22 protein-coding genes are annotated in these 16,793 nt (G+C 28.7%); 16 read left to right on the forward strand and 6 right to left on the reverse strand.

Going from position 1 to position 16,793, the window contains the following annotated elements:
- Window positions 1-6 precede the first annotated feature (6 nt).
- The gene (locus ABXT48_RS02285; RefSeq protein ID WP_415303132.1) at window positions 7-783 is read right to left on the reverse strand and encodes an FkbM family methyltransferase; all 777 of its coding nucleotides are present in this window, start codon (window positions 781-783) and stop codon (window positions 7-9) included.
- Between the two features lie 41 nt (window positions 784-824).
- Between ABXT48_RS02285 and ABXT48_RS02290 the strand changes: the two genes are divergently transcribed.
- Complete coding sequence (locus ABXT48_RS02290; RefSeq protein ID WP_415286865.1) at window positions 825-1,208, forward strand: rhodanese-like domain-containing protein; 384 nt, start codon at window positions 825-827, stop codon at window positions 1,206-1,208.
- Here the strand turns inward: ABXT48_RS02290 and ABXT48_RS02295 are convergent.
- Both ABXT48_RS02295 and ABXT48_RS02300 read right to left on the reverse strand, forming a co-directional pair.
- A complete protein-coding gene (locus ABXT48_RS02295; RefSeq protein ID WP_415286866.1) occupies window positions 1,205-1,789 on the reverse strand; it encodes a 2-hydroxychromene-2-carboxylate isomerase in 585 nt (194 codons plus the stop codon). The two genes, ABXT48_RS02290 and ABXT48_RS02295, sit on opposite strands and share 4 nt — an antisense overlap.
- Window positions 1,782-2,255 (reverse strand): ABA4-like family protein, encoded by a 474-nt coding sequence (locus ABXT48_RS02300; RefSeq protein ID WP_415286867.1) that lies wholly within the window; start codon window positions 2,253-2,255, stop codon window positions 1,782-1,784. The genes ABXT48_RS02295 and ABXT48_RS02300 overlap by 8 nt, the downstream gene beginning before the upstream one ends.
- Before the next feature lie 37 nt (window positions 2,256-2,292).
- On the opposite strand from ABXT48_RS02300, the gene ABXT48_RS02305 reads away from it, so the two are divergent.
- Window positions 2,293-2,847, forward strand: a complete 555-nt coding sequence (locus tag ABXT48_RS02305; RefSeq protein ID WP_415286868.1) for a regulatory protein RecX — start codon at window positions 2,293-2,295, stop codon at window positions 2,845-2,847.
- On the opposite strand, the gene ABXT48_RS02310 is transcribed toward ABXT48_RS02305, so the two are convergent.
- From ABXT48_RS02310 to ABXT48_RS02320, 3 genes are read right to left on the reverse strand one after another with little or no spacing between them, the layout of a single operon-like run.
- Complete coding sequence (locus ABXT48_RS02310) at window positions 2,839-2,985, reverse strand: hypothetical protein (RefSeq protein WP_415286869.1); 147 nt, start codon at window positions 2,983-2,985, stop codon at window positions 2,839-2,841. The genes ABXT48_RS02305 and ABXT48_RS02310 overlap by 9 nt on opposite strands.
- The gene (locus ABXT48_RS02315) at window positions 2,985-3,755 is read right to left on the reverse strand and encodes a 3'(2'),5'-bisphosphate nucleotidase CysQ family protein (protein WP_415286870.1); all 771 of its coding nucleotides are present in this window, start codon (window positions 3,753-3,755) and stop codon (window positions 2,985-2,987) included. Before ABXT48_RS02315 ends, ABXT48_RS02310 begins: the two co-directional genes overlap by 1 nt.
- Window positions 3,752-3,958 carry a DUF3553 domain-containing protein gene (locus tag ABXT48_RS02320; protein WP_415285114.1) on the reverse strand — a complete coding sequence of 69 codons (207 nt, stop codon included), beginning with the start codon at window positions 3,956-3,958 and terminating at the stop codon, window positions 3,752-3,754. The genes ABXT48_RS02315 and ABXT48_RS02320 overlap by 4 nt, the downstream gene beginning before the upstream one ends.
- A 5-nt stretch (window positions 3,959-3,963) precedes the next feature.
- Between ABXT48_RS02320 and mnmA the strand changes: the two genes are divergently transcribed.
- From mnmA to ABXT48_RS02390, 14 genes are all read left to right on the forward strand, one after another.
- The gene (mnmA, locus tag ABXT48_RS02325) at window positions 3,964-5,079 is read left to right on the forward strand and encodes a tRNA 2-thiouridine(34) synthase MnmA (protein WP_415303134.1); all 1,116 of its coding nucleotides are present in this window, start codon (window positions 3,964-3,966) and stop codon (window positions 5,077-5,079) included.
- Between the two features lie 189 nt (window positions 5,080-5,268).
- Complete coding sequence (locus ABXT48_RS02330) at window positions 5,269-6,444, forward strand: trans-sulfuration enzyme family protein (protein WP_415303136.1); 1,176 nt, start codon at window positions 5,269-5,271, stop codon at window positions 6,442-6,444.
- On the forward strand, window positions 6,441-7,661 hold the full coding sequence (locus tag ABXT48_RS02335; RefSeq protein ID WP_415303138.1) for an MFS transporter: 1,221 nt from the start codon (window positions 6,441-6,443) through the stop codon (window positions 7,659-7,661). Before ABXT48_RS02330 ends, ABXT48_RS02335 begins: the two co-directional genes overlap by 4 nt.
- Before the next feature lie 4 nt (window positions 7,662-7,665).
- Complete coding sequence (locus ABXT48_RS02340; RefSeq protein WP_415303140.1) at window positions 7,666-8,829, forward strand: chorismate-binding protein; 1,164 nt, start codon at window positions 7,666-7,668, stop codon at window positions 8,827-8,829.
- Window positions 8,826-9,383: an aminodeoxychorismate/anthranilate synthase component II gene (locus tag ABXT48_RS02345; RefSeq protein ID WP_415303142.1), complete on the forward strand. Its 558-nt coding sequence runs from the start codon at window positions 8,826-8,828 to the stop codon at window positions 9,381-9,383. The genes ABXT48_RS02340 and ABXT48_RS02345 overlap by 4 nt, the downstream gene beginning before the upstream one ends.
- The gene (locus ABXT48_RS02350) at window positions 9,346-10,116 is read left to right on the forward strand and encodes an aminotransferase class IV (protein ID WP_415303143.1); all 771 of its coding nucleotides are present in this window, start codon (window positions 9,346-9,348) and stop codon (window positions 10,114-10,116) included. The genes ABXT48_RS02345 and ABXT48_RS02350 overlap by 38 nt, the downstream gene beginning before the upstream one ends.
- A gap of 5 nt (window positions 10,117-10,121) precedes the next feature.
- Window positions 10,122-10,520, forward strand: a complete 399-nt coding sequence (locus ABXT48_RS02355; RefSeq protein ID WP_415303145.1) for an HIT family protein — start codon at window positions 10,122-10,124, stop codon at window positions 10,518-10,520.
- A 116-nt stretch (window positions 10,521-10,636) separates the two neighbouring features.
- Window positions 10,637-11,431, forward strand: a complete 795-nt coding sequence (locus ABXT48_RS02360; RefSeq protein WP_415303147.1) for an adenylyl-sulfate reductase — start codon at window positions 10,637-10,639, stop codon at window positions 11,429-11,431.
- Window positions 11,432-11,451: 20 nt separating this feature from the next.
- A complete protein-coding gene (aprB, locus tag ABXT48_RS02365) occupies window positions 11,452-11,922 on the forward strand; it encodes an adenylyl-sulfate reductase subunit beta (RefSeq protein WP_415303149.1) in 471 nt (156 codons plus the stop codon).
- Complete coding sequence (gene aprA, locus ABXT48_RS02370; protein ID WP_415303151.1) at window positions 11,922-13,781, forward strand: adenylyl-sulfate reductase subunit alpha; 1,860 nt, start codon at window positions 11,922-11,924, stop codon at window positions 13,779-13,781. Before aprB ends, aprA begins: the two co-directional genes overlap by 1 nt.
- Before the next feature lie 15 nt (window positions 13,782-13,796).
- Window positions 13,797-14,147, forward strand: coding sequence for a hypothetical protein (locus ABXT48_RS02375; protein WP_415303153.1), 351 nt, complete (start codon window positions 13,797-13,799; stop codon window positions 14,145-14,147).
- Window positions 14,148-14,377: 230 nt separating this feature from the next.
- Entirely contained in the window at window positions 14,378-15,457 is a 1,080-nt protein-coding gene (locus ABXT48_RS02380; protein WP_415286882.1) for a TSUP family transporter, read from the forward strand.
- Between the two features lie 98 nt (window positions 15,458-15,555).
- Window positions 15,556-16,143 carry an MJ0042-type zinc finger domain-containing protein gene (locus tag ABXT48_RS02385; RefSeq protein ID WP_415286883.1) on the forward strand — a complete coding sequence of 196 codons (588 nt, stop codon included), beginning with the start codon at window positions 15,556-15,558 and terminating at the stop codon, window positions 16,141-16,143.
- A gap of 35 nt (window positions 16,144-16,178) precedes the next feature.
- A complete protein-coding gene (locus tag ABXT48_RS02390; protein ID WP_415303155.1) occupies window positions 16,179-16,784 on the forward strand; it encodes a hypothetical protein in 606 nt (201 codons plus the stop codon).
- Window positions 16,785-16,793: the final 9 nt, after the last annotated feature.

The following is a 16,793-nucleotide window of genomic DNA, read 5'->3' on the forward strand; positions in this document are numbered from 1 at the left end:
ACTTATTTAGCTAAACTGTATTTTAATATCTTCTCTTCTTTTAAAATTTTTATAGTCTAAATCAATTATTGGATATTTTCTCTTGCTTAAAATTTTATTTATTTTAATTTTTTTTGAATTTAACATTGATAATTCTATAACCTTTGGAATACCATTTTTATCAATACCACCGTAATTATTTGCATGAATATGTATAATTTTCAAATCAGATTTTCTCAGAAAATTTCTAATTTTTATTAGATTTTTATGCACGTTATGAAATTCTATCAGTAAAAAAAATATTCTTTTGGAATTTTTTTTAATATCATTTAAAATTTTGTACTCATCACCCTCGATATCAATTTTTAATACAACTTTATTGTGATTATTGATAATTTTTGGAATGGTTGTTTCTTCATTACCCTTTTCCTTAAAAACAATCTTTTTTTCAAAATGTTTTTTGTTATTTCTAAAAAAAAGTTGATAATCTATGTATTTAAATACATCTAAAATTTTACCTATTTTTAATTTTTTTAATAATAAAAGTGAAACGATATCTTTTTTAAATCTACTAAGCCAAAATTTTTTAGTAACGGTATGATCATAAGCAAATATTTTAGAATTTTTATTTTTTTTTAAAAAACTTTTTTCAAATTCCCAATCATCATTTAAACCACATGTTATTAAGGCATCTGTTTTTTTAAAAATTCTTTTATCAACTATATATCCTCCATCAGTTTTAGGGCCAATTCTAATTAAATTAGACTTACTTATGTGGAATGGTTTTAAAAATTTTGGAAGCACAGTAGTTTATTTTATATATAAAATAATATATAATACAATTTATGAATATAAAATCAGCCAACGATTTAGTTAGTAAAGCTTTATTAGAAATTAGAACTATTTCTGCTGATGAAGCTTTAGCTTTATTTAATGAAGGTAAATGTAATATAATTGATATTAGAGAAAAAGGTGAATTGGATAAAACGGGAAGAATAGAAAATTCAAATCATATTCCTCGAGGAATGTTAGAGTTTTGGTTAGACCCAGATGGACCTTATTTTAAAAGTGGTAAGCTCGATATGAGTAAAGAGATGGTTTTGTTTTGTGCTGGCGGATTAAGATCTGCACTTGCTGCTAAATCATTAAAAGAAATGGGCTTTGAAAATGTTTCACACATTGATGGTGGCTTTGCAGCAATTAGTCAAAGTGACTTTAAAATAGTTTAATCTATTTTATTATATTCATCTAAAGCAAATTCTAAACGATCTTGTCCCCAAAATATTTTATTATTAACAATAAATGTAGGTGCTCCAAAAATTTCTTTTTCATGAGCATTTTTAGTGGCCTCTTTTAACTTCTCTTTAATAACAAGATCTTTAATTGTTTTAAAAAATGTATCTTTATCAATTTTACATTGATCAAGTAAAGGTACTAAAATTTCTTCTTTAGAAATATCCAAATCATCTTTCCAATAAGCGTTAAACATGGTTTCAATATATTGATCTTTATTTTTCAAGTTAATAGCAAAATAACCACGCATTATATTCAAAGAATTTATAGGAAATTTAGAATTCCATTTAAAATCAAAGTTATTTTTTTCTGATATTAACAAGCAGTCATTTATCATATGTTTTAATTTAGGTTTGATAAACGCTGGTGCAGTTATTCCTTCTAGGTTATGAAGACCACCTAATAAGATTGGTTTATAATTTATTTTAATATTTTTTGATAAAGATTGAATTTTTTTGTAAGCTAAATAAGTGTAAGGACTGATAAAATCAAAATAGAAATCTATTTCTTTAGTCATATAAATTTACTCTTTTTGCGTAAAAAATTCTTATAATCCAATAAAGAGTAAGTCCAATTGGACCAATAAAATAAGTAATTATTATAGGAAAAGCGATTATTATTTTATTGATACCAAATTTTTGTGAATCTTTCACAATCCATCCGCCACAGAATAAATTAATAGATAAAAAATGAGCCCAAAACAAAATTAAGAAGGATTTATCATTAAACAGATTGCTAATGGAATCTAACCCTAAATAAAGTTCAAAATTTCTAATAAAATCATACCCCTCGTTAAATAATCCATAAGTTAAATAACCGTAGGCAAAACTTAAAATAATAAAAGGAAAAATTGATGTAATAAAAACTCTACATATCTGTGACTGTGGAAAGAAGACTAATATTAACCAAAAAGGTAATACACCTAGATTTAACCAAAGAAAAATTATTTCAATTGTAAAGTATGTATAGATTTGATCAATCATTTTTTAGTGTATTATACAATATGCTATTGAGATTCATATGAGAAATAGAAAAAAAACATTACAAGTTACAGTAGAGGAGATGAGAAATTTCTCATTTGCATATATTGAAAGATATTCACCTTCTAAACAGCAGCTCAGAACCTATCTATTAAAGAAGTATCTAAAAGCTAATTTAGAAAATATTAAAAAACAAGATATTACAGATTTAATTGATGTTGTTTTGCAAGATCTTGAAAAAACTAAGTTTATTAATGATAAATTCTATTCTGAAAGTAAATCTAGAAGCTTAATTCAAAGAGGTAGTTCTGTTAATAAAATTAGAAACTATTTAATGACTAAAGGAATCAATGATCGCTACATTAAAGAAACAATAGATAAGATTAAAGAGGATAACTCTGACCAAGATTTTTTTTCTGGAATAAAAATATGTAAAAAAAAAAGAATTGGACCAGCGAGAGTAGAGGATAATAGAGCGCTATTTTACAAAAAGGATATTGCTTTATTAGCAAGAAATGGTTTTGATTTTGAAACATCTAAAAGGATTATGGATATTGATCAAGCTGACTATATGAAAATAATTAGATTACTTTAATTTCTTTTCTTTCTCTTCTTCTTCAAAAAGAGACTCAATTCTATTTCTAATAACATTTTTAACAAATACAAAAACTAATAAGCCAAAGATGGAAACAGACACTATAATTATTAAAATTACTCTTAATTGCTCATCCATTATAATATGTTTTTACTTTTTAAAATTAAACTTGGGTTTTTAAACTCAGACTTTCCATAGAGTATTTCATTATAGTTAAAATCAGTTACTTTACCTCCTGAATGTTCAAGGATTGCATGACCAGCTGCAATATCCCATTCACAGGCTCTTGGTTCAGCGACATACATATCAAACTCACCTGCTGCAATAACACAAAATTTTAGTGAGCTTTTCATTTTTTGAAAAGAACTTATTTTATATTTTTTATGAATTTTTAAAATTTCAGGCTTAAGGTCATTTGCATAACTTACTGCTGTATGCCCATCATAGTTTTTCTCTTTATTCATTAATGAAATTTCTTGGTTGTTAATTAATTCATAACTATGAGACAGACCGTAAGAGTAAAAAACTCTTTTTTTTGCTGGAACTGTTATGATCCCGATAGCGGGTTTTTTATCTAATATTAATGCTGCATTTAAAGTAAATTCATCACGATTATTAATATAATCTCTGGTGCCATCTATTGGATCGATTAACCAAAAAGTATCTAAATCAGTATCCTTCTTATGATTTGCACTCTCTTCTGAAACAATAGGGATATTTGGAGTTATTTCTTGGATCTTGCTGGTTAAAATTTTATTAACTTCAATATCTCCATTACTTACAGGAGTATTGTCTGACTTAATTTCTTTTTTTAAACCAGCCCCTCTTAAATCTAAAGCTACCTGACTTGCTTTATTAAAAGTTTCTATCAGTGAAAGAGTAATTTTCTTTTTTTCTTCAAGGTTCATTTATATAATTTTTCTAATTGAATTATTTTTGAATTAATAACTTTTTTTCCAACATTTTCAAAATTTACCGTAACTTTACCATTAATTATTGATTGAACTTGTCCAGTTCCCCAATCTTTGTTGTTAGGGTTAGTAACTTTGTCGCCTGGTTCAAAATCTAAAATCATTAATTTACTTATAGTTAATATACTAATAAATATCATTAAATATGACAAAATTAAATTCTATTGGAATAGCTAAAGACCCAAAAGATACCTTAGTTGTTGTTGCAATGTCAGGAGGAGTAGATTCTTCAACAGTTGCAGCCATGATGAAAAATGAAGGTTACAACGTTATTGGCATCACTTTAAAACTTTATAACGATAGTAAAGAGACAGCTTCTTCAAAACAATGTTGTGCAGGCCAAGATATTATGGATGCAAAAAGAGTAGCTGATAAATTAAAGATAGAGCATAAAATTTTATATTATCAAAATAAATTCAAAGAAGGGGTTATTGATAATTTTATAGATAGTTATTTAAATGGAGAAACACCCATTCCATGTGTGCAATGTAATAAAACAGTTAAATTTACAGATTTATTTGAAGAAGCAAAAAGACTCAACGCTGATGCTTTAGTAACAGGACATTATGTTAAAAGTATTACTGAAAAAGATAATACGGATATGTATAGAGGTATTGATTTAAATAGAGATCAAAGTTATTTTTTATTCAATACTACAAAAGATCAATTAAATTTTTTAAGATTTCCTTTAGGCAATCTTCTTAAAGATGAAACTAGAAACATTGCAAGAGAACTTGATCTTAATGTTGCAGACAAACCTGACAGCCAAGATATTTGCTTTGTCCCAAATGGAGACTACGCTTCAGTTATAGAAAAATTTAGACCAAACTCTTTTAGCAAAGGTAATATTAAAAATATGAATGGTGAAGTGATAGGAGTTCATGATGGCATTATTAACTATACAATTGGTCAAAGAAAAGGAATTGGAGTTTCTGACAAGAACCCATTTTATGTAGTAAAGATTATTGCAGATAAAAACGAAATTATTGTTGGAGCTAAAGAGCACCTTGTTAAAACAAAAATAAATTTAAAAGATTTAAATATTATTACAAATGATCAAAATGATTTTGAAAATGAATTATTTGTAAAAGTAAGGTCTACTGGAAGGTTGATTAAAGCCAAGATAGATATCAATGATACCAATGCGAATGTCAATTTATTGGAAGAGGAACATGGTATTGCGCCTGGTCAAGCATGTGTGTTTTACTCAAAAAATAATAATGGCTATAAGGTATTAGGTGGTGGTTGGATTAAAAGCTAATAACTGTAGATATAAATAAACTAGTTTATAATTTATTTATTTTTAGCTTTTCTTTTAGCTCTTCTTTTTTTAGAGCCCTGTTTTCTTCGGCCTCTATGTTTCTTTGGGTAACCCATACTATCCTATATATAATTTTATTGACGTTATTGGAGGGATATAGCATTCTCCGTTTAACTTATCAAATTTTTTATGACTAAATCATTCAAGACTTTCCTTAAACATACTGCAAAAGATTACCATAATCAGTCAGTTAACCCTCCTGTAGTAAGGGCTTCGACTATTATCTTCAAATCCATGCAAGATATTAGGAAAATGCAGGATAAGAGCAAAAAAGATCCAACAGGTGGACATTTTGATTATGGAAGACAGGGAACATCAACAACTCATGTTTTATCACAAATACTTAAAGAAATGGAAGAGTGCTATCATGTATTTCTAACACCAACTGGATTTGGATCGGTTTTTTTATCTATTTTTAGCTTAGTTCGACCTGGTGATGAGATTATTGTAGCAGATCCGACATATTCGCCTACGAGAATTTTAACTCAAGATTTTCTGAAAGAATTTAATGTAAAATCTGTTTTTTATGACCCACATGATTTGAAAACTTTAGAAAAAGCGATTACAAAAAAAACAAAATTAATTTTTGTTGAAAATCCTGGAAGCAATACGTTTGATTTTCAAGATTTAGGTAAAATAGTATCAATTGCAAAAAAGAATAAAATTTTTTCAGCAATTGATAATACTTGGGGAACGCCATACTTTTTAAAACCAATTAAGCTTGGGTTTGATATGTCAATTGTATCTGCTACTAAATATTATTCAGGCCACTCAGATGTTATGGGTGGAAGTCTTGCAGTTAATAAAAAGGTTTTTAAACAAGTTGATAAGGCAAATAAGATAACTGGTTTAAGACTTGGCCCTGATGATGCATATTTAATAACAAGAGGACTTAGAACTTTAGATGTTAGATTAGACAAACATGAAAAAAGTGCAAAACAAATAGCTGAGTTTTTATCTAATTATAAAAATATAAAACTTTTATACCCACATAAAAAAGATTCATTTAATTTTAGAATGTGGAAAAAATATTATTCCGGTGCTTCAGGATTGATGGGTTTAAAAATTAAATCAAAAAATAAGAACTCTGTAATTAAGTTTGTTAATTCTTTAAAACTATTTGGTTATGGATATAGTTGGGGTGGATTTGAAAGCCTTGCGTTATATCAAGATAAACGTGAACAAGGTAATAGAGAATATTTAAAATTAGCTAAAGACGAACATTTAGTAAGATTGCATATTGGTTTAGAAGATCCAAAAGATCTCATTGATGATTTAAAAAAATCTCTTAAACATGTCAAATGAGTTCAGAAAAATTTATTAAAAATAAAACAGCTTTAATAACGCTGATTGCAGCCTGTGTTGTAGTTTTAATTTCTCTTGGAGTTAGACAAACTTTTGGTCTATTTTTCATGGATTTTAAAAATGATTTAGATATTTCAATAACTCAATCTGGATTAGCGATAGGTATTCAAATGTTAATGTGGGGTTTAACAGGGCCTATATTTGGAGCCATCGCTGATAAATATGGTGGACATAAAGCGATTTGCTTAGCTTTTGTTTTTTATATTTTAGGAATTTACTTTTTGTATGCTGGTCCAAATACTGGAATTTTTTTTCAAATAGATTTGGGACTTTTAGTTGGAATTGGTTTAGGTGGAACTGCAATTAGTATTCCAATGTCAATTGTTGGAAAACATTTTCCATTATCAAACAGAACTATAGCCATGAGTATAGTGACAGCTGTTGGCTCTTTGGGCTATTTTATTTCTCCACTTTATACAAGTTATTCGTTAATCAAAAATGGATGGGTGGATACACTTTTTGTATTCACAATATTCTTGTTTATTGGACTTATAGTGGCTTTTTTTGTTAGATCCCCTTCTTTAGCCCAATCCATTGAAAAACCTAACGATCAAAGTACCTTTGATGCTCTAAAAGAGGCCTTTAAAAACAAAAGCTACGTATTACTCACATCTGGTTTTTTTGTATGTGGTTTTCACATAACTTTAGTTGGAACTCATGTTCCAAAATATGTAATTGATAGAGGTTTAGAAAGCTGGACAGCTGCTGCAATTTTATCCTTAATTGGACTATTTAACATATTTGGCTCTCTATTAAGTGGATATCTTTCTACAAAAATTAGTAAAAAAATTATTTTAAGCTCTATCTATGCATTAAGGGGAGTTTCAATAATCTTATTTATCTTCTTACCAGCAAGTAACATTAATGCATTTATTTTTGGTGCAAGCTTTGGCTTTTTATGGCTTTCAACGGTGCCGGCAACAAGCGGTATAGTTGCCCATATTTTTGGAACCAAATATTTAGGTGTATTATATGGAATAGTTTTTTTAAGTCATCAAGTAGGCTCATTTTTTGGAGCTTTTCTTGGAGGATTATTTCATGATTTATATGGCTCTTATGATTATGCTTGGTATTTAGCAATTGCTTTATCTGTTTTTGCAGCAATAATACATCTACCGATTAAGGAAGAAGCAGTTTTAAGATTAAAAACAGAATAAAAAATTGAATAAAAAAAACTTCTTACTAGATTTAAATAATTCAAAAAAATCCTTTATAATCTACAAATCAGATAAGGGGTTTGATCTTTATACGGACTTTTCAAAAAAGATCATTTTAAACAATAAAAATATTGAAAAATTCATTAACAAAAATACTAAATTAAAATCTACTCATAAAGAAACAGATCTATTTATTGGTTTTTTTGGTTATGAAATACTAAATAACTTAATAGACGTAAAAATAAAAAAACAAAAAACAATAAATTTTCCAAAGGGGATATTTTACAAACCCGAAACAAAAGTAAAACTTTCAAATAGTCTTGAATATAAAAAAACTAGATCATCAAATCCTAATAATTTATTTAAAATAAATATTAATAAAAAATCGTATAAAGTAATATTTGATAAATTTAAAAAGAAAATAAAATCTGGTGAAACATACCAGATTAAAATCTGCACTAAATACAGTAATAAATCTGAAATAGATGCTTTAGATTTTTTTAGCAGACTTGTGAAAACGAATATGGCACCTGAAGCCTTTATGATTAAGGATAAAAATTATTCAATAATAAGCTGTTCACCTGAAAATTTGATAACAAAAAAAAATAATTTTATAACAACAAAGCCTATAGCGGGCACTTTAAAGAAAACTAAAAAATTAAATAAAAATAAAGCCCTCACATTTTTTAGAAAAAACTTAAAAGAAACCAAAGAGCACAACATGATTGTTGATATGGAAAGAAACGATTTATCTAAAATTTGTAAACCAGGTTCAGTAAAAATTTTAAAGAAAAAGATAGTTGAGGAATACAAGGATCTTTATCATTATGTGAGTTTAATTGGAGGACAGCTCAAGAATAAAGTTACCTCATTAGAGATTATAAAAGCAATGATGCCGGGTGGATCAGTAATTGGATGTCCAAAAATTAGCACATTAAATTTGTTAAATAAGCAGGAAAAACAAAGCAGAAATATTTACACAGGAAGTTTTGGTTACTTAAAGTTCAATGGAGATATGAGGTTTAATATTATTATTAGATCAATATTAAATTATAAAGGTAAATCAGAAATCTCTGTTGCATCAGGCGTTGTAATTGACAGTAATGCAGCTCATGAATTTAATGAAAACTATATTAAAGCAAAATCATTAATGGATCTTTATAAATGATATATATTATTGATCATCAAGACTCTTTTACTCACAACGTAGTACATCAATTTCAAAATTTTGATGAAGTGGTTTGTACAAATTTTAACAAAATAAACGAAAATAAATTAAAAAAAGCAGATATTATTGTTTTTTCACCAGGTCCAGGTGCCCCAAAAGATTATCCCACTAGTTCAAAAATTTATAAAAAGTTCAAAGGTAAAAAAAAGATTATTGGTATTTGTCTTGGGTTTCAACAAATTCTACATTGTGAAAATGGAAAAATAATTGAGCAAAAAAAGATTTATCATGGTTTTCAATCTAAAATAAAAGTAACCAGTAAAAACTCATTATTTAAAAAAAATCGTCAATTCACTGTTGGTAGATATCACTCTCTAAAATTAAAAGAGCCGTTTACTGCAAAAAATTTTGAAATTACAATGAGGTGTGCTATTTCAAATACAGCAATGACAATAGAAAATAATAAAGAAAAAGTATATGGCTTTCAATTTCACCCTGAATCTTTTTTAACAGAAAATGGTAACTTACTTATTAAAAAAATCTTATCAGCATAAAACCTACAAAGAAATTAATTTTAAAGATCTTTGGGGGGATAATGGTGTGTTCACTACCATGTGGATTTTTGGGAAACCTGCCAAGATACTTTTTTTTAAAAAACATATTAAAAATTTAATTAAGTCTTTAAAGATTTATAAACTAAACACCCCAAATCTTGAAAAAAATATTCTTAAATTAATAAAATTAAATATTGATAAAAAAAAATCTTACAATCATCTCCTTAGAGTTGCTGTAAATAAAGAGATGATATCAATTTCTTTAAGAAAAAGAAAAACTGCTAAATTAAATTTTAATTTAAAGCTTATCAGTCACAAACGATTTGACCCTAAATTTAAAAATCTTAAATATGACTTTATATTAAAATATTTGTCTAAAATGGATAACACCACTTCAGATGTGGGACTTTGCTATAAAAATACTATTTTAGAAAGTGGAACTTCAAATATGCTATTTATCAAAGATGATAAAGTTTATTCTCCAATAAATAATATATACAAGGGTATTACCTATAATTTCTTTAATAAAAAATTAAGTAAGATTATTAACAAAGATATACTGACCAAAACTTTATCCGAATATGACGAAATTCTTCTTATTGGTTCTGGAAAAGGTGTTGCATCCATAAAAAATATTAATGAAATTAAATGGAAGAGAAAAAGTTTAAAATTTTATAAAATACTTTCTAGTTTTTATAAAAGTGAAGTTAACAAATGTTCTATCTATAGATAATATTTATGTTTGACCCAAATAATCCCTGTTTATTCTGCAACTCTAAACAAAGTGGTTCAGCTGCTGAAAATGAGTTGGCTTATGCCAGCTATGATACATACCCTGTGTCTGAGTTTCATTGTTTAATTATTACAAAGCGGCATGTTAAAGATTATTTTGATTTAAATGATGACGAAGTGATTGCTTGCAATAACCTTATCAAAAAAATTAAAGAGGAGATATTATTAAAAGATTCAACAATTAAAGGGTTTAATATTGGTACTAATGCTGGAAAAGTTTCAGGGCAATCAATTTTACACTGCCATATTCATTTAATTCCACGAAGAGAAGGTGATGTTGAAAATCCACAAGGTGGTGTTAGGTCGGTTATTCCCTTAAAACAACGTTATAAACGTAATGCGTAAGTTGTATTTTTGATTGATAAATAGGACGCCTAATAACGGTTGATCTATCATTTCAACTATACTAAAAACTCAAAATTAAGATTCAACAAAAATAGTTATAAAGGGTAATAGTCTATATGATGTCAATTAGTCCATTTTCTGCACTAGCAGAATCAATTTCTCCTTCTGTAATTCAAGGCTTTGTTTTAGCAATGTTAGCTCTAATCGTTATTGGAACAGTTGTTCAAATGATACATCATAAAAATGTTACTTACTTTTTCAATAATGCAAAAAAAGCAAAATTAGCTGCCGAAAGAGAGCTTGGTGTTGGAGAAAAAACCTCAGTTATTTTAAAAACCGTAGTGCATGATATTGCAACTACTGCAGAACTTGGTGCGGGTAAAAGAAGAGTTGCTCATGTTATGGGAATGTATGGAACTATCTTATTTTGGGTTGCATCAGTCGTATTAGTCTTTGGTTACACAGGAACAGGAACTGCTGTACCAACAATTTGGCCTATGATTTGGCATGTTGGAGCAATCATGACTTGTGTTGGTGGATACTGGTTTTGGTTATTTTTAAGAGTAGATGTACTAGCAGAAGCTCATCCTTGGTACAGAATTATTAAAGCAGACTTATTTGTTCTAGCACTTCTTGCATGCGCAACTACTGGACTTGCTTGGTCTTATTTTCAATCTTCAGGATCAACTGGATTAGGATATTTATTTTTAGTTTTATTTATTACCTCAAACATTGTTTTATTTGGGGGAGTTTATTGGTCAAAATTTGCACACATGATTTATAAGCCTGGTGCAGCAATCCAAAAAAACTTAGCAGAAGCAGATGGATCAAGAGACAATCTTCCCCCATTAGCTGATGCACCAAAACAATTTGGACTAGGAATTAAAAGAGAACAACCAAAACACTATTAAAAAGAGAGAGGTAATATAATATGTCAACTTTTGTATACATGACGAGATGTGATGGATGTGGTCACTGCGTGGATATTTGTCCATCAGATATAATGCACATCGATGAAAATATTAGAAGAGCAGTTAATATTGAACCTAATTTTTGTTGGGAATGTTATTCATGTGTTAAAGCTTGCCCTAATCATGCAATTGATGTTCGTGGTTATGCAGACTTTGCTCCTATGGGTCATAGCGTTAGAGTTAGACGTGAAGAAGAAAAAGGAACAATCTCTTGGAAAATTAAATTTAGAAATGGAACTACAAAAGATTTTGTATCTCCAATTACAACAAAGCCTTGGGGAAAGTTCATTCCAAAATTAGCTGAAGGTGAAAAACCTAATGATGGTGAGATTAACTCTCAAATGCTTTACACTGAGCCTAATGGTTTAAATATTGATGGTAAATTACCATCAGTACCAAAAGATACCTTTAAAAAAGGAGTTTACTACTAATGGCTAAGCATAAAACACATTTTGAGGATTGCGATGTACTAGTTGTTGGTGGTGGTATGGCTGGAACTGGTGCTACTTTTGAAGCTAGACACTGGGGAAGAGACATGAAAATTATTTGTGTTGAAAAAGCTAATATTGATAGAAGTGGAGCTGTTGCTCAAGGTTTATACGCAATTAACTGTTACATGGGTATGCAGTGGGGTGAAAATCAACCTGAAGACCACGTAAGATATGCGCGTAATGATTTAATGGGAATGGTTAGAGAAGATTTAGGTTATGACATGGCTCGTCACGTTGATTCAACAGTTCATATGTTTGATGAGTGGGGCTTACCAATGATGAAAAATGAAAAAACTGGTCGTTACCTTAGAGAAGGTAAATGGCAGATCATGATTCATGGTGAAAGTTACAAGCCAATCGTTGCAGAAGCTGCAAAAAAATCAGCTGACAAAATTTATAATAGAATAATGATTACTCATCTTTTAATGGATGAAGCTCAAGAAAATAGAGTAGGTGGAGCCGTTGGTTTTAATATGAGAACTGGTGACTATCATGTATTTAGATCAAAAACTGTAATTGTTGCAGCAGGTGGAGCATCTCATATTTTCAAACCAAGAGCAGTTGGTGAGGGAATGGGAAGAACTTGGTACGCACCTTGGAGTAATGGTTCTGCTTATGCGTTACCTATTGCTGTTGGAGCTAAAATGACACAAATGGAAAACAGAATTGTGTTATGTAGATTTAAAGATGGTTATGGTCCAGTTGGAGCATACTTCTTACACCTTAAAACTTATACTCAAAATGCAAATGGAGAGAATTATGAGAAGAAGTGGTATGATCAAACTAAAGAATTAGTTGGTGAATACATTGATCATCATCCAACTCCTACATGCTTAAGAAACCACGCATTTATACAAGAAACTATTGCAGGTGGTGGACCAATTCATATGGTGACTACTGAAGCTTTCCAAGACCCACACCTAGAAACAGTTGGTTGGGAAAATTTTCTTGGTATGACTGTTGGTCAAGCTGTTGTTTGGGCTTCTCAAAATATTGATCCCAAATATACAAATCCTGAATTAACTACATCTGAGCCTTATGTTATGGGTTCTCATGCAACATGTTCTGGGGCTTGGGTTAGTGGTCCTGAAGATTTATCTCCTCCAGAATATTTCTGGGGTTATAACAGAATGTTAACTATTGATGGACTTTTTGGAGCAGGTGATACTGTTGGTGGAAGTGCTCATAAATTTTCATCTGGATCATTTACTGAAGGTCGTTTAGCTGCAAAAGCTGCAGTTAAGTATATAAATGATAAAAAAGCAGAAGGTATTAAAGTTACTGATAAGCAATGTGAAGATTTCAAAGAGGCCATATTTAAACCCCTTGAGACTTATCAAGTTGCTCAAAATGAAATTACTGGTGGAACAGTTTCACCTAGTTATATTTCTCCAATTCAAGGACTTCAACGTCTACAAAGAATTATGGACGAGTATGTTGGGGGAATTGCAACTAACTACATGACCAATGGTAATATGCTTAAAAGAGGCCTAGAATTACTTGCTTGGTTAGAGGAAGATTTGGAAAAAGTTGGAGCTGAAGATTTACACCAACTTATGAGAGCTTGGGAGCTAAAACATAGAGCTTTGACTTCTCAATGTGTAACTGAACACACTATGTTCCGTGAAGAAACACGTTGGCCTGGTTACTATTACAGAGGTGATCATATGAAACTTGATGATGACAATTGGCATTGCTTAACAGTTTCTAGACGTGATCCAAAAACTGGTAAATTTTCATTAGAAAAAGTGCCGGTTTACCACATAGTTGACGAGAACGAGAAGAGAAAAGCTTCTTAAACAATAACCTAAAATATGAATCTTTTAGAGAAATCTGATGATGAGATTATAGCAATTGCTAATCCTATTTGGGATAATCTCGTTAAGACATCAAATATGAAAGATTATGGTGGGTTTACTAAGGACTTTGGAACCCAAATGTTATTTGGGGCTAATGAAGTAGAACTTGGAAAGCAGTGGGCTAACAACAAGTTATTAACTAGTTTATCTGAGGATTATGAGGCATTTGGATGTTTAAGACGAGGTATGAATATTACAGTCTTATTTAAACAAAAGAGTAAAGAAATTGAAGGTGAGTTCCTTGGAAGGTTAGTCCTTGGTGTTGAAGGGGATGATGTTAAGGTTTTTGGAGCAACCATCTACTAATAAAAAAAATCATTTTATATTAACTATTTATTTGACAAATAATTAACTGGGTGTATTGACGGTTGTAATGTCAATTTCCAACATAAAAATATTAAACAAAATTTCAGATTTTAAAGTAACTATTATCAAAACCGGCATCTTTGTTAGTCTAGCTGCTTATTGGGGTATCATTTTAGTTGGAACTTTTATCACATTTAATTAAGTTGTTTTTTAATAACTGTTAATTTTTTATGGACGTTTTTCTACCAATAGCTCAAGTATTTGTTAATCCTGTTGAGATACTTTTATTGAGTGCAATCGTTGGAGTGCTTTCAGGTTTATTTGGTGTTGGTGGTGGTTTTTTAATGACCCCATTCTTAATTTTTTTAGGCGTACCACCTGCATATGCTGTTGCAAATGAAGCTAACAATATTCTTGCAACATCAGTATCAGGATCAACAACTCATTATTTAAAAAATACTTTAGATTATAAAATGGGTCTTATGATTGTTATTGGTGGAACAATTGGAACCGCATTAGGTATTTATATTTTTACATATTTTAAGGGTATCGGAAAAATTGATACAGTTATTTCTTTAGCTTATATGTATATACTTGCAATAATTGGTACATTGATGTTAGTCGAAAGTCTTGGAGAAATAGACAGAGCAAAAAGAAACCTTATAGTTAAAAAAAAATTACACGTTCATTATTGGATACATGGTCTTCCATTAAGAATGAGGTTTCCAAAATCAAAGTTATACGAAAGTATATTTACCCCCATTATAATTGGTTTATTTGTAGGATTTATTGCTGCTATAATGGGTATAGGAGGTGCTTTTATATTAGTGCCTGCAATGATTTATATAATTAAAATGCCAACAAAATTAGTTCCAGGAACTTCTTTGTTTGTAACAATTTTTGTAAGTGTCATAGTAACTTTTTTGCATTCATTTAATTTTGGATCTATAGATCTAATGCTAGTTGTTATGTTGGTTATTGGATCAATCATAGGTGTTCAAATAGGACAAAAACTTGGTGAAAAAATTGATAGTTCTGGCTTGAAAGCATTACTCGCAATTTTATTATTAATAGTTGGAATAGCTATTGCTTATGAAACTTTTTTCGCTGAACAAGCTGAGAAAGAAATAATAAAAGTATTAAATTCAGATTTAAATTTTTTCTCACTATTTATTTTAGAATTTTCAGAAGACATGCCATTTTTTTATGGATTATTTTCAATTATGTTTGCAATTCTTTTAGGAGTAGGTGCGGCATTGATTAGAAAATTTTTCTCAAACATAAGAAAAAAATACGCAATTAAAAAATAATTAATACAAATTAATATCAATTATTTTTATATAATTTTTTTCTATATATATAATTTTACAATCTAGTTAAGTTTAGTTAATTTTAAAATTTTATAAAAATGAATCTGAACTGCAAGTATTGTAAAGCTGATATAGACACTGATATTGATGAGTCATCAATAGAAGGTAAACTAATACAATGTAGTAGCTGTAATAAAGAATGGATATATAAATTAAAATCTGAGTATATATTAGATAAATTAGAAGAGCTTGATCTTAGCTGGGAAAAAAAAGAAAACTCTCTAAATGAGCAACTAAGCAAATATAATTCTAAAATTGAAGAATTAGAAAAAGACTTAAAAGTGAAAAATAAGGAATTAAGTGAGCAAAAAACAATAGAAGATAGAATTATTTTGTTTGAAAAACGCATCACTAACACAGAAAAAATCAATGCTGAACAAGCTGAGTTAGAAAATAAAATAGAAGAAATGAAAGATGAACTTAAAGAAACTTCAGATAAAATTTTAAACAAAAATAAAGACTTTGAAAATAAGACGAACTATTTAGAGATGAAAATTAAATCATCGAACATAATTTCTAATAAAAATACGACCTTAAACGAAGAGACCATCAATATTAATCAGTTCAAACAAAAAGAAAAAAAAGAAGAAACAAATACAAAAAAAGTAAGTTTTTGGAGAAGATAAAAGCAACTTCATTAATTAACAATTTATAAACCTGCATGAATTATAAAGATTTAAACTTATATAATGAAGATCAACCACTGATATTAAAAAACGAAGTCAAGACCGAAAGTGAAGCTTTACAAACAAATAACTTAAAGCAAGAAATTTCAAAAATTAAAAATATAACAATTGGAATTAATAAAAATATCCAAAAAGACAAGTCAAAAATTACTAAAGAACTAAAAAATAAAACAAAGGAATTAAATCTATATAAGGATGAAAAAAATTCTTTGTTTGAAATGGCAAGTCAACACACATTAGACAAATGTGTAATTCAAGATAAATTAATTAATTCACAAAAAAAAATAATTTCAGATAACGATGAAAAAATTAAATTTTATCAAAATGAAAATGTAAGACTGTCTAGTGAGCTTTTAAATTCCCAAAAATTAGCCGATATAGCAAATGAAAATCTATCCAATATTGAAAGTAAAAATAATAAGATTTTTAATCAAATTAAAGATTTACAAAATTATAATGATGACAATAATATTATTTCTGCAAGATTTAAAAAAAGTAAGCAGAATTTTATTGAAGAAGATGGAGAAAAAAATAAAAATATTAACTTAGATGTTTTAGTTTCCGATATTTTTGAAAGATAATAATATAAT

It is taken from the genome of Candidatus Pelagibacter sp. Uisw_101, from assembly GCF_047727615.1.
Classification (GTDB): domain Bacteria; phylum Pseudomonadota; class Alphaproteobacteria; order Pelagibacterales; family Pelagibacteraceae; genus Pelagibacter.

What these genes read in the sequence shown, in the direction of transcription:
- ABXT48_RS02290 (WP_415286865.1), top strand. Translation starts at nt 825, where the DNA reads ATGAATATAAAATCAGCCAACGATTTAGTTAGTAAAGCTTTATTAGAA.
- ABXT48_RS02295 (WP_415286866.1), bottom strand. Translation starts at nt 1,789, where the DNA reads ATGACTAAAGAAATAGATTTCTATTTTGATTTTATCAGTCCTTACACT.
- ABXT48_RS02300 (WP_415286867.1), bottom strand. Translation starts at nt 2,255, where the DNA reads ATGATTGATCAAATCTATACATACTTTACAATTGAAATAATTTTTCTT.
- ABXT48_RS02305 (WP_415286868.1), top strand. Translation starts at nt 2,293, where the DNA reads ATGAGAAATAGAAAAAAAACATTACAAGTTACAGTAGAGGAGATGAGA.
- ABXT48_RS02310 (WP_415286869.1), bottom strand. Translation starts at nt 2,985, where the DNA reads ATGGATGAGCAATTAAGAGTAATTTTAATAATTATAGTGTCTGTTTCC.
- ABXT48_RS02315 (WP_415286870.1), bottom strand. Translation starts at nt 3,755, where the DNA reads ATGAACCTTGAAGAAAAAAAGAAAATTACTCTTTCACTGATAGAAACT.
- ABXT48_RS02320 (WP_415285114.1), bottom strand. Translation starts at nt 3,958, where the DNA reads ATGATATTTATTAGTATATTAACTATAAGTAAATTAATGATTTTAGAT.
- mnmA (WP_415303134.1), top strand. Translation starts at nt 3,964, where the DNA reads ATGACAAAATTAAATTCTATTGGAATAGCTAAAGACCCAAAAGATACC.
- ABXT48_RS02330 (WP_415303136.1), top strand. Translation starts at nt 5,269, where the DNA reads ATGACTAAATCATTCAAGACTTTCCTTAAACATACTGCAAAAGATTAC.
- ABXT48_RS02335 (WP_415303138.1), top strand. Translation starts at nt 6,441, where the DNA reads ATGAGTTCAGAAAAATTTATTAAAAATAAAACAGCTTTAATAACGCTG.
- ABXT48_RS02345 (WP_415303142.1), top strand. Translation starts at nt 8,826, where the DNA reads ATGATATATATTATTGATCATCAAGACTCTTTTACTCACAACGTAGTA.
- ABXT48_RS02350 (WP_415303143.1), top strand. Translation starts at nt 9,346, where the DNA reads ATGGTAACTTACTTATTAAAAAAATCTTATCAGCATAAAACCTACAAA.
- ABXT48_RS02355 (WP_415303145.1), top strand. Translation starts at nt 10,122, where the DNA reads ATGTTTGACCCAAATAATCCCTGTTTATTCTGCAACTCTAAACAAAGT.
- ABXT48_RS02360 (WP_415303147.1), top strand. Translation starts at nt 10,637, where the DNA reads ATGATGTCAATTAGTCCATTTTCTGCACTAGCAGAATCAATTTCTCCT.
- aprB (WP_415303149.1), top strand. Translation starts at nt 11,452, where the DNA reads ATGTCAACTTTTGTATACATGACGAGATGTGATGGATGTGGTCACTGC.
- aprA (WP_415303151.1), top strand. Translation starts at nt 11,922, where the DNA reads ATGGCTAAGCATAAAACACATTTTGAGGATTGCGATGTACTAGTTGTT.
- ABXT48_RS02375 (WP_415303153.1), top strand. Translation starts at nt 13,797, where the DNA reads ATGAATCTTTTAGAGAAATCTGATGATGAGATTATAGCAATTGCTAAT.
- ABXT48_RS02380 (WP_415286882.1), top strand. Translation starts at nt 14,378, where the DNA reads ATGGACGTTTTTCTACCAATAGCTCAAGTATTTGTTAATCCTGTTGAG.
- ABXT48_RS02385 (WP_415286883.1), top strand. Translation starts at nt 15,556, where the DNA reads ATGAATCTGAACTGCAAGTATTGTAAAGCTGATATAGACACTGATATT.
- ABXT48_RS02390 (WP_415303155.1), top strand. Translation starts at nt 16,179, where the DNA reads ATGAATTATAAAGATTTAAACTTATATAATGAAGATCAACCACTGATA.